Origin of the sequence: Ralstonia mannitolilytica (assembly GCF_000954135.1) — a bacterium.
Taxonomy (GTDB): Bacteria; Pseudomonadota; Gammaproteobacteria; order Burkholderiales; family Burkholderiaceae; genus Ralstonia; species Ralstonia mannitolilytica.
In genome coordinates this window covers 2,303,906-2,318,404 of the sequence record NZ_CP010799.1, presented here as the reverse complement: position 1 = coordinate 2,318,404, position 14,499 = coordinate 2,303,906, and the positions used below count along the sequence as shown (strand labels likewise).

Below are 14,499 nucleotides of genomic sequence, written 5' to 3'. Positions count from 1 at the left end.
GGCTTACTGCTTGATGTCGATGTCATCAAAGCTGAACGAGCCGTCCGGCGCCACGTAGGCCCCCGACAGACGCTTCGAACGTGCGTAGACGATCTTCTCCGTCACCAGGAAGGCCCACGGTGCGTCTTCCCAGATGCGCTTCTGCGCGTCGGTGTAGAGCTTCGACTTCTCTGCGCGATCGGTCGTGCGCAGCGCGCCCGCGATGTCGGCATCGACCTGCTCGTTCTTGTAGTACGCCGTGTTGAACGACTTGGGCGGCATGGCTTCCGATGCCAGCAGCGGACGCAGCGCCCAATCCGATTCACCCGTCGACGACGACCAGCCTGCGTAGTACATGCGCACGCCGGCGTCTTCCGGCTTCGGCACGCTTTCGACGCGCTCGACGCGCTGGCCGGCTTCCAGCGCCAGCACCGACGCCTTGATGCCGACCTGCGCCAGTTGCTGCTGCACGAACTGGATGATCTTCTGCGCCGTCGTGTGGTTGTAGGCCGACCACAGTTGCGTCTCGAAGCCGTTCGGGTAGCCCGCTTCCTTCAGGAGCTCTTTCGCCTTGGCCGGGTTGTACGGCCACGGACCCAGCTTGACGGCGTAGTCCACGCCCGGCGGCACCACACCTTCAGACGGCACGGCGTAGCCCGCAAACGCCACCTTGGTCAGCGCATCCTTGTTGATGGCGTAGTTGATTGCCTGACGCACCTTGGGGTTGTCGAACGGCTTCACGTTGGTGTTGAAGCTGACATAGCGCTGAATGATCGACGGCGCTGCAATCAGGTCAACCTTCGGGCTGCTCTTGAGCACCGCGGCCTGCTCGAACGGAATCGTGAACGCAAAGTCGGCTTCGCCCGTCTGCATGACGGTGGCGCGCGTGTTGTTGTCGACCACCGGCTTCCAGGTGATGGTGTCGATCTTCGGCAGGCCATGCTTCCAGTAGCCCTCGAATTTCTTGCCCTTCAGGTAGTCGGTCTGCTTCCATTCGACAAACTCGAACGGGCCGGTGCCGACCGGGTGGAAGGCGATGTCCTTGCCGTACTTCTTGAGCGCCGTGGGCGAAATCATGGCCGCCGACGGGTGCGCCAGCACGTTGATGAACGGCGAGAACGGCTCCTTGAGCGTCACGCGGGCGGTGTACGGATCCACCACTTCGGTCTTCGCCACGCGGTTGAACAGCACGAAACGCTTGAGCTTGTTGGCCGGGTCCGTCACGCGGTCCAGGTTGGCCTTGACGGCGGTGGCGTCAAACGTGGTGCCGTCGTGGAACTTCACGCCCTTGTGCAGCTTGAACGTGTAGACCAGGCCGTCCTTGCTGACGTCGTAGCTGTCGCACAGGACGTTGACCAGCTTCATGTCCTTGTCGAAGCCGAACAGGCCTTGATAGAACGACTTGGCGGCGCTGAACGACAGCGTGTCGTTGGCGTCGTACGGGTCCATCGTGGTGAAGGTCGAGTAGACCGCCATCACGGCGTCCTTGGCGGCAAAGGCCGGCATGGTGAATGCCGCCAGGGCCAGGCCGCTGGCAACCATGGCTGCGCGCGGGCCGAATGCGACTCGGTGGGCAAAGCGATTGAACATTTCCTTCCTCCTCATCAAAGATGACGTCTCACTGCGTTCTGTATTGCGATTAATACGCGCCGCCAATCGAATGGCGGGCAACAAAGTGGTCTGGCGCCACTTGCACCAACGGCTGCACCACCGGCAGGTCGCCAACGGCACGGATCGGGCTGGGAATTTCGTGCGTGGAAAGTTCACGCTTCAGGTGACGGCGCGCCGGGTCCGCAATCGGCACGGCCGACATCAGCTTCTTCGTATAGGGGTGCTGCGGGTTTTCGAAGATCGCGCGGCGCGGGCCGATCTCGACGATCTGGCCGAGATACATCACAGCCACGCGATGGCTGATGCGCTCCACCACCGCCATGTCATGCGAGATGAACAGGAACGCAACGCCAAACTCCTTCTGCAGGTCGAGCATCAGGTTGACGATCTGCGCCTGGATCGACACGTCCAGCGCGGACACCGACTCGTCGGCAATCACCACTTTCGGGTTCAATGCCAGCGCGCGCGCAATGCAGATGCGCTGGCGCTGCCCGCCCGAGAACTCGTGCGGATAGCGCGACGCATGCGCGGCCTGCAGGCCCACCTTGTCGAGCAGCCATTCCACGCGTTGCTGCGCCTCTTTGCCGGAAGCCACCTTGTGCACCAGCAGCGGCTCCATGATGGAGTAGCCGACCGGCACGCGCGGGTCCAGCGAGGCGAATGGGTCCTGGAAGATGAACTGGATGTTTCGGCAAAGCGTCTGGAGCGCGGGCCCCTTCAACTCGCCGATGTTCTGGCCGGCAAATTCGATGCTGCCGCTCTGGCAGTCCACCAGACGCAAGAGCGACCGTCCCGTCGTCGACTTGCCGCAGCCCGATTCGCCGACCAGCGCCAGCGTCTCACCAGGGTAGAGATCAAAACTGACCTGCTCCACCGCATGCACCCGGCGCGTGACGCGGCCGAAGATGCCCGTGGGCACGTCAAAGCGCGTGACGAGATCACGCACACGCAAAATGGGTTGCACATCGTGCGACGCCGCCGGTTGCGGTGTCGTATCGACCGCGGCGGCCGTGCCATCCACACGCAACAGCGGAAAGCGCGCCGGGCCATCGGTGCCCTGCATCGAGCCGAGGCGCGGCACCGCCGACAGCAGCGCACGCGTATACGGATGCGCCGGCTGTGCGAAGACCGTGGCCGACGGGCCCTCTTCCACGCGATCGCCCTTGTACATCACGAGCACGCGGTCGGCCACTTCCGCCACCACGCCCATGTCGTGCGTGATGAACACCACGGCCATGTGCAGCTCCTGCTGCAGCGCGCGGATCAGTTGCAGGATTTCGGCCTGGATGGTGACGTCCAGCGCGGTGGTCGGCTCATCCGCAATCAGCAGCGACGGTTTGCATGACAGCGCCATCGCAATCATCACGCGCTGGCGCATGCCGCCCGACAGCTGGTGCGGATAGCGCCCCAGCACATTGCGGGCTTCCGGAATGCGCACCAGCTCCAGCATGCGCAGCGCCTCGGCCTTGGCTTCACTGGCGGACTTCCCCTGGTGCAGGCGGATCGATTCGGCAATCTGCTCGCCCACGGTGAACACCGGGTTGAGCGAGGTCATGGGCTCCTGGAAGATCATCGCGATATCGGCGCCGCGCACGCCACGCATGGCCGCGGGGCTGGCGTTGGCCAGGTCCAGCACCTCGCCGTTGCGGCGGCGCAGATGCATCTGCCCGCCGACGATCTTGCCGCCGCCGTGCTCCACCAGCCGCATCAGCGCCAGCGACGTCACCGACTTGCCCGACCCCGATTCGCCCACCACGGCCAGCGTCTCGCCGCGGTCGACATGGAACGACAGGTTGCGCACCGCGTCGACCACACGTTCGGACGTGGCAAAGCGCACGCTCAGGTCCTGCACCTGCACGACGCGCTGATCGGGCATGGCAATGACGCTGCTGGCACTGGGCTGTTTGTTTGCTGTCACGACAAATCTCCTGCTGTCCTGCTCGCTTCTCTGCTGGGCTCGTGCTTACCGGTAGATCGACACGACGGGCGCTTCGGCCCCGCGCGCAAACCCGCGGTACATCCCTTCGGTGTTGAACGGCAACGCAACGTTGCCCTGCGCGTCGACGGCGATCATCCCGCCGCGGCCCTCGATGGCGACGAGCTTGCGCATCACCACATCGTCCGCCGCGTCGGCCAGCGACTTGCCGGCGTACTGCATCTGCGCGGCCACGTCGTAGGCCGCGACGGCGCGGATGAACATCTCGCCCGTGCCCGTGCACGACACCGCCGCCACGTTGTTGGCGAAACACCCTGCCCCGACGATCGGCGTATCGCCCACGCGGCCGACCTTCTTGTTGGTGACGCCGCCCGTGGACGTGGCCGCCGCCAGCCGGCCTTGCGCATCGCACGCCACGGCACCCACGGTGCCGAACTTGCTGTCCGGGTCGATGGGTTCGGCCGGCTTGGCCATGAGTGATGCGGCGTCGTGGTCGAGGAACATCGCCATGCCGTCTTTCTGGCGGGCACGCTGCCACTGGGCGTAGCGGGCCTCGGTGTAGTAATAGCCGGGCTCGACGAACTCCAGGCCCTGTGCCTTGGCGAATGCCTCGGCGCCCTCCGAGGTGAACAGCACGTGTTCGCTGTGCTCCATCACGGCACGGGCCGCCAGGATGGGGTTGCGCAGCCGTTTGACGCACGTCACCGCGCCGGCGGCCAGCGTGGTGCCATCCATGATCGACGCATCGAGTTCGTACGTGCCGGCGCTCGTGAGCACCGCACCCTTGCCGGCATTGAACAGCGGGCATTCTTCGAGCAGGCGCACGGCCTCGGTCACTGCATCGAGGGCGCTGCCGCCGTCCATCAGGATGCGCTGGCCGGCAGCCAGGATGTCGTTGAGCGCCTGCTGGTAGGCGGCTTCCTTGTCGGCGCTCATGTCCGAACGGGTGATGGTGCCGGCGCCGCCATGGATGGCGAGAATGGGCGTGGTCATGCGTGGCTCTATGAAAATCAGTTTTCAGCGGCGCGCTTGCGGCCGCGGCGAGAGGTGGTGGACGCGCCGGAAGCGTCGGCGCCCGATGTGCCTGGGCGCGATGCCTGGCCGGTATGCAGCCAGGGCAGCACGAAGGCAGTCAGGCGCTCGGCAGACTCGAGCGAATGCGCAGAGCGATGCGCCACCGCGCCGCACAGCGCCTCGAACAGCGCCACGGCGGCCGTGTCCGACGTCGCGGAGAACTGCCGCTCGGTGCGCGCATACAGCGCGATGCCGGCCAGCGGCGCGAGCGGCGAAGTCGGGCCATCGGTCAAGGCCAGCACCTGGCAGCCCTGCTCGCCGGCTTGCCTGGCCAGGGTGATGGTGTCGGCGGCATAGCGCGGAAACGCGATGGCGATCAGCAGGTCCTTCGGGCCGATCTTGCGCAGCTGGCGGGCCGCGTCCGATGCGCCGCCCGCCTGCGAGACGGAAATCACCGTGTTGCAGTACAGATCCAGCCCGTGGCGCAGCAGCCCGGCGAGGTAGCCGCTGGCGCCAAAGCCCATCACGTAGATGCGCTGCGCACCGAGGATGGCATCCACCGCGCGCTCGCAGGCGGCGGCATCGACCATGCGGCGGGTGGCATCGAGGTTGGCAATGTCTTCGTTGAGCGAGGCGGCGAAAATCTCGGCGCTGGTGGCCGGCCGGGCCAGCTCGTGACGCAGCTTCTCGACCGGGGCGAGCGTCGCCTCGAAGCCGCGCAGCAGCTCCGCGCGAAACTGCGGATAGCCGTCAAAGCCCAGCGCCAGCGCAAAACGGTTGGCCGTGGCAATCGACATGTCCACCGCGGCGGCAAACTCGTCGATGCGCATGGTGGCGGCGCGAAACGGGTTCGCCAGCACGTATTCGGCCATGCGCTGGTGCGCCGGCGTGAGCGTGGCAAGCGCCGCTCCGATGCGCTCGGAGACCGAGGCATCGGCCGCGAATGCGCCCTTGGACACATCCGTACGCTTGCTGGTGGGTTTCGCCATGTTCTTGGGCTGTGAAAATTTTGTGTAAATGTATTTTCACGAATGGCGCATGTAAAGAAAAAAACTTTCATGCAGACCTATGGTTTTCCCTAGGTCAAAAGCGTCCGCACAGATGCCGGGCGCGCGGCGCGCTTCAACGGTGCAATGCACCACATCGGCCGCTCCCGGCGCGCCAGGATCGTGCGCGGCGGCAGGCTACAATCGCACCCTTCTCCGATTGTCCAAAAGCGCAGTTCTTCGTGATCCGATTCGACGACCTCGTCCTCCAGCGCGGCACCAAGGTGCTGTTCGACCACGCCACCGCCACCCTCAACCCTGGTGAGCGCGTGGGCCTCGTCGGCGTGAACGGCAGCGGCAAATCCACGCTGTTTGCGCTGCTGCGCGGCGACTTGCATGCCGACGGCGGCGAGGTCGCCATCCCGCCCACCTGGCGGATTGCCCACGTGGCGCAGGAAACGCCCGCGGTTGACCGCAGCGCGCTGGACTACACGCTCGACGGCGACACCCGCCTGCGCGACATCGAACGCCGCCTGGCCGCCGCCGAAGCTGCGCACGACGGCCACGCCCAGGCCGAAGCCCACGCCGCCTTCGCCGATGCCGACGGCTACACCGCACCGGCGCGTGCGCAGGCGCTGCTGCTCGGTCTCGGTTTCACGATGGCGCAGACCACACAGCCGGTGGCGAGCTTCTCCGGCGGCTGGCGCATGCGGCTGAACCTCGCGCAGGCGCTGATGTGTCCGTCCGACCTGCTTCTGCTCGACGAACCGACGAACCACCTGGATCTGGACGCCGTGGTCTGGCTGGAAGACTGGCTTTCGCGGTATCCCGGCACGCTGGTGACGATCTCGCACGACCGGGAATTCCTCGACGCCGTGTGCAACGTCACGCTGCACATCGAGCAGCAGAAACTCAAGCGCTACGGCGGCAACTACACGCAGTTCGAGACGCAGCGCCTGCAGCAGATGGCGCAGCAGGAAGCCGCCTACGCACGGCAGCAGAAGCAGATCGCGCATCTCGAATCGTTCATCACCCGCTTCAAGGCCAAGGCCACCAAGGCCAAGCAGGCGCAGAGCCGCGTCAAGGCGCTCGAGCGCATGGAGCGCCTCGCGCCCGTGCATGCGGCGGCGGGCTTCTCGTTCGAATTCCGCGAACCCGATGCCGCGCCCAACCCGATGCTGACGTTCGAGGCGGTCGATTGCGGCTATCCCGGCCCGAGCGTTGATGAGCCCATCACCATCCTCAAACACCTGACGTTCTCGATCCAGACCGGCCAGCGCATCGGCCTGCTGGGCGCCAACGGCCAGGGCAAGTCGACGCTCGTGAAAACGCTGGCCGATACGCTCGCGCCGCTGTCGGGCACGATCCGTCGCGGCAAGGGCCTGCAGATTGGCTACTTTGCCCAGCACCAGCTTGAGACGCTGGACGACAACGCCTCGCCGCTGCTGCACCTGGCGCGCCTGGCCCCCGACGTGCGCGAGCAGGAGCTGCGCGACTTTCTCGGCAGCTTCAACTTCCGCGGCGACATGGCGACTGCGCCCATCGCCCCATTCTCCGGCGGCGAAAAGGCGCGCCTGGCGCTCGCGCTCATCGTCTGGCAGCGCCCCAACCTGCTGCTGCTCGACGAGCCGACAAACCACCTGGACCTCGACACGCGTGAAGCGCTGACGATGGCGCTCGCCCAGTTCGATGGCACGCTGATCCTCGTCTCGCACGACCGGCACCTGCTGCGCGCCACGACCGACCAGTTCCTGCTGGTCGGCCAGGGCACCGTCGCACCGTTCGACGGCGACCTGGACGACTACCGCGACTGGCTGCTCAAGCAGGCGGCCGCCAAACGCGCCGCGGCAAGCGCGCCGGCCACCGAGGCCGGCGCCGCGCCCGCAGCCAATCGCCGCGACCAGAAGCGCGAAGAAGCCGAGCAGCGCCAGCGCCTGGCCGCCCTGCGCAAGCCGCTGCAAAAGGACGTGGACGCCATCGAAAAGCGCATGGCCCCGCTGCAGAAGGAAAAGGCCGAGCTGGAGGCGTTCCTGGCCGACAGCGCCGCCTATGAGGAAGCCAACAAGGCACGCATGATGGAAAGCCTGCGCCGCCAGGCCGAGATCAACACCGAACTCGGCGCGCTGGAAGAACGCTGGCTCGAACTGCACGAACAACTCGAACAGATCGGATAACGCCGGCACGTCCGGCCAGGGAGACTTGCAGATGACCGTTTCCGCTTCGTCGCCGGACGCCCCCACCGCCACGCAGCACCCACTGGCCGGCGTGCGCGTGCTCGACCTCACGCGGCTCTTGCCGGGCCCGGCCGCCAGTCGCCATCTGGCCGACCTTGGCGCGGACGTCATCAAGATCGAAGACCCTGGTCCGGGCGATTACGCGCGCGACATGCTGCGCTCGTCCGCCGATCGCGAAACCGGCCGCCCCAGCCTGTTCTTCCGCTCGCTCAATCGCGGCAAGACCGAGGTGCGGCTCGACCTCAAGCCCCCCGAAGGCCGTGAAGCACTCATCGAGCACGTGCGCCATGCCGACGTGCTGATCGAGAGCTTCCGCCCCGGCGTGATGGCGCGCCTCGGCCTCGGCTGGGATACGCTGCGCGCCGCCAACCCGGCCCTCGTGATGTGCTCCATCACCGGTTACGGCCAGGACGGCCCGCTCGCGCACGCGGCCGGCCACGACATCAACTACGTGGGCTATGCGGGCATGCTCGATCAGCTCGCCGGCGCCGACGGCGCGCCCATCGTCCCCAACGTGCAGATCGGCGACTTGCTCGGCGGTGCCCTCACGGCGGTGGTCGGCATCCTGGCCGCGTTGGTGGATGCGCGCGCCACCGGCCGCGGCCGCTACATCGACGTATCGATGACCGACTCGGTCTTCGCGCACAACCTGATGGCGTTCTTTGCGGTGGGCACCCGTGGCAAGGCGAGCCCGGCCGGCACCGACCTGCTCAACGGCGGGGTTCCGTGCTACGGCGTGTACCGCACGGCAGACGATCGCTTCATGGCGGTGGGCGCGCTCGAATTGAAGTTCTGGCAGACGATGTGCGACGTCATCGGCAGGCCGGAGTGGAAAGACCGGCATTGGTCGCTCGGCCAGCCGATTGGCGGTGAAGACGCCCGCGGCATCCATGATGAACTGGCCACGCTGTTCCGCACCGCCACGCAAGCCGAGTGGACAGCGCGCTTTGCCCATGCCGACTGCTGCGTTACGCCCGTGCTGCGCATGGAAGAGGCCATGCGGCATCCGCTCTTTACCGAGCGCAACAGCGTGGTCAACGAGAACGGCGCGCCGGTACAGCTCGCCCTGCCGTTACGGTTTGCCGACTGAACCGTCGCGATCGAGTATGGCCAGCAGATGCGCCGCGTCTTCCAGCTGATGCTGGCTGAAGACGCGAATCCCGTGCTGGCGCAGTAGCGCCGCCGTCACGCCCTGGCCCGGCTGCAGCTGACCGGAGAATGTTCCGTCGTAAAGAAACGCCGAACCACAGGAGGGGCTGCGCTCGGTGAGCACGGCCACCTGCGCGCCGGCCTCCTGCGCTGCAGCCAGGGCGCGTTGCGCGCCCCGAACAAATGCGCCGGTGACATCGCGACCGTGGTGCTCGAACACGCGGGCGGCGCCGCGCAACACAGCGGCGCCGCCGCCTTCGCCATGGATTTCCGCCGGCGGGCGCGGCACCGGCAAGCCGCCTGCCATCTCCGGGCAGACCGGGATCACCCGGCCTTCCATCTGCCAGCGCGCGAGGATGCCGCCCTCCGTGACGACCGTTCCGCCGTCGTAGCGCACAGGCTGGCCCAGCAGGCAGGCGCTGACCAGTACGCGCTGCATGGCCCGCTTGGCTCTCTCAGCGGCGCTCGCGGCGGATCATCGCCACCACCAGTGTCAGCGCAAGGATGACCATCCAGATCAGCGACCATGCCGGGATTGACACGCCCAGAATGGGCGGCGTCGGCGCCGTGCACAGTCCATCGGACTCGAATACCTGCGGCAGCCATTTGGCTGTCGGCAGCGCGTTGACCCAGTTCTCGATCGGGTCGATACCGCACGTGGACTTCGGGTTCAGCAGCAGCGACACGTGATACCCCGCCACGCAAATGCCGGCCAGGCCCGACAGCATGCCAAGACCGTGCCACAACAGCCGCGTGGCGGACGACAGCGCCGCCAGCAGCGAAAACACCCCGATCCCGAGCAGCGCAAACCGCTGCAGAATGCACAGCGGACACGGCTGCAGCCCCTCGGCGTGCTGCAGATACAGCGCATAGCCGACGAGCCCGAAGGCGATCACGGCAATCAGCAGGAAAAAGGCGCGCGAATTGGCTTGCATGGCGGCGTCTGGACAGAAAGATTCAGCGGGAAAAGTTGGCGGATTATCGCATTGCAACGGCATCGGCATTTTCAGATCGCCCGCCGAGACCGTTGCAAGTTGTTGAACGATCAGGCCTCGAGCGCACGCACGCGGTCGATGGCCTGCTCGATGCGCTCGACCGCAATCACGTCCAGCCCGTCGATGGGCTGCTTCGGTGCGTTCGATTTGGGGATCACGGCGATCGAGAAACCCAGCTTGGCCGCTTCCTTCAGGCGCTCCTGCCCGCGCGGCGTCGGGCGGATTTCCCCGGCCAGGCCGATCTCGCCGAAGACCACGAGCCCGCGCGGCAGCGGCTTGTTGCGCATCGACGAATGAATGGCCAGCAGCACCGCCAGGTCCGCCGCCGGCTCGGTGATCTTCACCCCGCCCACGGCGTTGAGGAAGACGTCCTGGTCAAAGCAGGCGATGCCGGCATGGCGATGCAGCACCGCCAGCAGCATCGCCAGCCGGTTCTGCTCCAGGCCTACCGCCAGGCGGCGCGGGTTGGGCACATTGGCCGTGTCCACCAGCGCCTGGATCTCCACCAGCAGCGGCCGCGTCCCTTCCTGCGTGACCAGCACGCACGAGCCCGGCACCACCTGTTCATGCTGCGACAGGAACAGCGCCGACGGATTGGCCACGCCGCGCAGGCCGCGCTCCGTCATCGCGAACACGCCGAGCTCGTTCACGGCGCCGAAGCGGTTCTTGAAGGCGCGCACCAGCCGATAGGCTGAATGCGTATCGCCCTCGAAATACAGCACCGTGTCGACGATGTGCTCGAGCACGCGCGGCCCGGCCAGCGCGCCCTCCTTGGTGACATGGCCGACGAGGATCGTCGTCACATCCAGCCGCTTGGCGATGCGCGTCAGTTGCGCCGCACATTCGCGCACCTGCGCCACGGAGCCCGGCGCCGAGGTCAGCGCCTCCGAATACAGCGTCTGGATGGAATCGATGACGACGACCTCGGGTTTCTCCGCCTCGATGGTGGCCTGGATGCGCTCGAGCTGGATTTCCGCCAGCAGCGCGAGGTTCGGGCTTTCGATGCCCAGGCGCCGCGCCCGCAATGCGATCTGCGCGCCGGACTCTTCGCCGCTCACATACAGCACACGGCGGTCGGCCGACAGGTTCGACAGCGCCTGCAGCAGCAGCGTCGATTTGCCGATGCCCGGATCGCCGCCGATCAGCACCACGCCGCCGCTCACCAAGCCGCCGCCCAGCACGCGGTCGAACTCGTCGATACCGCTGGAGAAGCGCGGCACGTCCACCGCGTCGATGTCCGACAGCTTGCGTACCGTGGCACTGGACGCCAGCGACTGGAAACGCGCGCCGGCGCCGGTCGCCGGCTGCGCCACTGTCTCGACCAGCGTGTTCCACTGCTGGCAATTGGGGCACTGCCCCGCCCATTTCGGCGACGTGCCCCCGCACTCGGTGCACGTATAGACCGTCTTGCTCTTGGCCAAACAACCCCCCGCTGACGGCCGCTGCGCTCGGGCGGCGGCCGCTTGATCTTGATGTGATGTCGATGCCGACGATGACACCGGCGGGCAACCGCCCTCAGGCCGCCTTGCCGAGCGTGTCGCCCGTGTCCGCTGTGCCAACCGGCTCGACGAGCACCGGCACGCGGGGCGCCAGCGCGCACATCAGCTCATAGCCGACGGTGCCCGCGGCGTGCGCGACATCGTCGATCGGCAAGCCTTCGCCCCAAAGCGTCACCGGCGTGCCGACGCGCGCGTCCGGAACGCCGGTCAGGTCCACGGTGATCATGTCCATCGACACGCGGCCCACGAGCCGCGTGCGCACGCCGTCAACGAGCACCGGCGTGTGGTTGCCACCCCAGCCCGGCGCATGGCGCGGGTAGCCGTCGGCATAACCGCACGCCACGATGCCGATGCGCATCGGCTGCTCGGCGGTAAAGCGCGACCCGTAACCGACGGTCGCGCCGGGCTGCAGATCCTGGATGGCAATCAGCTCGCTCTTGAGCGACATGGCGGGCAGCAGGCCCGTACCCTCGATGTCGGCTGCCACGCCGGTGGGCGATGCGCCGTACATGATCACGCCGGGGCGCACCCAGTCGCGATGCGCCTTCGGGTGCCACAGCGTGGCGGCGGAGTTGGAGAGCGATGCCTCCCCAGGCAAGCCCTGCGTGGCCTGCTCGAACGCCGCGAGCTGGTGCTCGATCCCGCGCGGGCCGTCGGCATCGGAAAAATGCGTCATGTGCACGATGGTGCCGACACCCGAGATGGCGCGGGCGCGCTCCCATGCCGCCCGATACGCGGCCGGGGCAAAGCCGAGGCGGCTCATGCCCGTGTTGATCTTGAGCTGCACGCTGATCGGCCCCTTGGGGCGGGCCAGTTCCAGCATACGCAACTGCTCTTCGTTGTGGACGGTCGTCGTCAGGCGGTACTGCTCGACGATCGCCAGATCCTCCGGTTTGAAGAAGCCCTCGAGCAGCAGCACGGGTCCCTGCCAGCCCAGCTCCCGCAGGCGGATCGCCTCGTTCAGGTCGAGCAGGCCAAAGCCGTCGGTCTGTCGCAACCCCTCGTACACGCGCTCGATACCGTGCCCGTAGGCGTTGGCCTTGACGACGGCCCACACGCGCGAGTTGGGCGCGTGTCGACGGGCAACCTGGAGATTATTGGCGAGTGCGGGACCGTGAATGACGGCGTGGATGGGTCTAGGCATGACGGCAAACCTGCAAAACGTTGGGACGATGGGCGCTCGTGGCGCGGCGTCGGTGTTGCACTGCAATATGTCTGTATAGCAGACCGGACCGATGTACCCGGCCCTGCATGATGAGCGTTCTATTTGACCACAGGACGCCCACTGGTTCGCCCCCACCGGCCGAGCGGGAGAAAAGAAAGTGCCCGATCGTCACCGGAAGCCCGCAAGTTTCGTGATATAAAGCCGTTCAATTTAGGCATGGGAAAACAGTCGTGATGCGCTCGCTGCATACGGAAAGTTGGGCAATAGCCACTTCTTTTTGCGCGATGGCGCCACATTCGGTTTGACCATGCACGCAGGCGAGAAGAAAACCCGCACCGGGCGGAACACACGCCCCGGACGCCTGTCTGTGAAGATTCCCGCGGCAACCCGGCGATGCGTGCCGGCCATGCCCAAGGGAGCCACGATCTGGGGAGCCCGCGCGCGTGACGACACCCGTGCCGCAAGCGCGCAGCTGCACGTTGCTCTGGCCGGTCAGCCGGAGCACCGCCTGGCCGGTCACCCCCGGGAACACTTCGGCCTGCCGGCACGCTGCCGGCAAGTCGTGAAGACCGGAATGCCACCGCGCTCTACGGGGACGAATTCGAAGGTATGAAGAAGGGTTTTTACACCATCATGGCGGCGCAGTTCTTCTCGTCGCTGGCTGACAATGCGCTGCTCATCGCGGCCATCGCCCTTCTGACGGAGATGCATGCACCGCAGTGGATGACCCCGCTGCTCAAGCTGTTCTTCGTGCTCTCTTACGTTCTGCTTGCCGCCTTCGTGGGTGCGTTCGCAGACTCCATGCCCAAGGGCAAGGTGATGCTCATCACCAATGCGATCAAACTCGTGGGCTGCGGCGTCATGCTCACCGGCATCCATCCTTTGCTCGCGTACGGCGTGGTCGGCTTTGGGGCGGCGGCCTACTCGCCTGCCAAGTACGGCATCCTCACCGAGCTGCTCCCCGCCGAGAAGCTCGTCGCCGCCAACGGCTGGATCGAAGGGCTGACGGTGGGTTCCATCATCCTGGGGACGGTGCTTGGCGGGGCGTTGATCTCCAAGCATGTGTCGTCGTGGCTGCTGTCGTTCGATATTCCCGGGCTGGAAGCCATCGACACCCCCGCTGAGGCGGCCATGCTGGTGATCATGGTGATCTACCTCGTTGCGGCCCTGTTCAATACGCGCATTCCCGACACCGGGGCACGGTATCCGCAGCAGGAAAAGAACCCGGTCCGCCTGATCTCCGAATTTGCCGACTGCTTCAACGCCCTGTGGCGCGACAAGCTCGGGCAGATCTCGCTGGCCGTGACGACGCTGTTCTGGGGCGCGGGCGCCACGCTGCAGTTCATCGTGCTCAAGTGGGCGGAGCAATCGCTGGAACTGAACCTCTCGCAGGGCGCCATCCTGCAGGCCGTGGTGGCCGTGGGCGTGGCCGCTGGCGCGATGGCCGCCGCCGTGAAGATCCCGCTGCGCCGCTCGCTCGACGTGCTGCCGGTGGGTGTGGCGATGGGCGTGGTCGTCATGCTCATGGCCTTCTACACCAAGCACACGATTCCGGAAGTCACCTTCCAGATCGGCACGATGAAGCTGCCGCTGTACATGCTGATCGCCTACCTGTTCCTGATGCTGGTGGGCGCCATGTCGGGCTTCTTCGTGGTGCCGATGAATGCGCTGCTGCAGCATCGGGGGCACGTGCTGCTCTCGGCCGGCCACTCCATCGCGGTGCAGAACTTCAACGAGAACGTTTCGGTACTGCTGATGCTGTGCCTCTACGCCCTGCTCATCAAGCTGAACGTCTCGGTGGGCGTGGTGATCGTCTCGTTTGGCCTGTTTGTCTGCGCGACGATGGCCCTGGTCATGCGCCGGCATCGCCTCAACGAAAAGCTGTACCACTCCGCCGCCCTCATCGGCGAGGACAAGCACCACTGAAGCCA

At 66.3% G+C, this 14,499-nt stretch carries 11 protein-coding genes; 3 read left to right on the top strand and 8 right to left on the bottom strand.

Going from position 1 to position 14,499, the window contains the following annotated elements; genetic code table 11:
- Nucleotides 1–3 precede the first annotated feature (3 nt).
- The 4 genes from gsiB to TK49_RS11020 form a co-directional block, all read right to left on the bottom strand.
- Nucleotides 4–1,569 (bottom strand): glutathione ABC transporter substrate-binding protein GsiB, encoded by a 1,566-nt coding sequence (gene gsiB / locus TK49_RS11035; protein ID WP_045786728.1) that lies wholly within the window; start codon nucleotides 1,567–1,569, stop codon nucleotides 4–6.
- A 49-nt stretch (nucleotides 1,570–1,618) separates the two neighbouring features.
- Complete coding sequence (locus TK49_RS11030) at nucleotides 1,619–3,466, bottom strand: dipeptide ABC transporter ATP-binding protein (RefSeq protein WP_394372263.1); 1,848 nt, start codon at nucleotides 3,464–3,466, stop codon at nucleotides 1,619–1,621.
- Between the two features lie 87 nt (nucleotides 3,467–3,553).
- The gene (locus TK49_RS11025; RefSeq protein WP_045786726.1) at nucleotides 3,554–4,519 is read right to left on the bottom strand and encodes an isoaspartyl peptidase/L-asparaginase family protein; all 966 of its coding nucleotides are present in this window, start codon (nucleotides 4,517–4,519) and stop codon (nucleotides 3,554–3,556) included.
- A 17-nt stretch (nucleotides 4,520–4,536) separates the two neighbouring features.
- Complete coding sequence (locus tag TK49_RS11020; protein WP_045786725.1) at nucleotides 4,537–5,529, bottom strand: MurR/RpiR family transcriptional regulator; 993 nt, start codon at nucleotides 5,527–5,529, stop codon at nucleotides 4,537–4,539.
- 239 nt (nucleotides 5,530–5,768) lie between these two features.
- On the opposite strand from TK49_RS11020, the gene TK49_RS11015 reads away from it, so the two are divergent.
- Both TK49_RS11015 and TK49_RS11010 read left to right on the top strand, forming a co-directional pair.
- On the top strand, nucleotides 5,769–7,700 hold the full coding sequence (locus TK49_RS11015; protein ID WP_045786724.1) for an ATP-binding cassette domain-containing protein: 1,932 nt from the start codon (nucleotides 5,769–5,771) through the stop codon (nucleotides 7,698–7,700).
- A gap of 31 nt (nucleotides 7,701–7,731) precedes the next feature.
- Nucleotides 7,732–8,850: a CaiB/BaiF CoA transferase family protein gene (locus TK49_RS11010; protein ID WP_045786723.1), complete on the top strand. Its 1,119-nt coding sequence runs from the start codon at nucleotides 7,732–7,734 to the stop codon at nucleotides 8,848–8,850.
- Here TK49_RS11010 and TK49_RS11005 read toward each other — a convergent pair.
- The 4 genes from TK49_RS11005 to alr form a co-directional block, all read right to left on the bottom strand.
- The gene (locus TK49_RS11005) at nucleotides 8,833–9,348 is read right to left on the bottom strand and encodes a 2-thiouracil desulfurase family protein (RefSeq protein WP_045786722.1); all 516 of its coding nucleotides are present in this window, start codon (nucleotides 9,346–9,348) and stop codon (nucleotides 8,833–8,835) included. The genes TK49_RS11010 and TK49_RS11005 overlap by 18 nt on opposite strands.
- Nucleotides 9,349–9,364: 16 nt before the next feature.
- The gene (locus TK49_RS11000) at nucleotides 9,365–9,844 is read right to left on the bottom strand and encodes a disulfide bond formation protein B (RefSeq protein ID WP_045786721.1); all 480 of its coding nucleotides are present in this window, start codon (nucleotides 9,842–9,844) and stop codon (nucleotides 9,365–9,367) included.
- Between the two features lie 110 nt (nucleotides 9,845–9,954).
- The gene (gene radA / locus TK49_RS10995) at nucleotides 9,955–11,325 is read right to left on the bottom strand and encodes a DNA repair protein RadA (RefSeq protein ID WP_045786720.1); all 1,371 of its coding nucleotides are present in this window, start codon (nucleotides 11,323–11,325) and stop codon (nucleotides 9,955–9,957) included.
- 94 nt (nucleotides 11,326–11,419) lie between these two features.
- Nucleotides 11,420–12,547 (bottom strand): alanine racemase, encoded by a 1,128-nt coding sequence (alr, locus tag TK49_RS10990; protein ID WP_045786719.1) that lies wholly within the window; start codon nucleotides 12,545–12,547, stop codon nucleotides 11,420–11,422.
- A gap of 630 nt (nucleotides 12,548–13,177) precedes the next feature.
- Between alr and lplT the strand changes: the two genes are divergently transcribed.
- The gene (lplT, locus tag TK49_RS10985) at nucleotides 13,178–14,494 is read left to right on the top strand and encodes a lysophospholipid transporter LplT (RefSeq protein ID WP_045786718.1); all 1,317 of its coding nucleotides are present in this window, start codon (nucleotides 13,178–13,180) and stop codon (nucleotides 14,492–14,494) included.
- Nucleotides 14,495–14,499 lie beyond the last annotated feature (5 nt).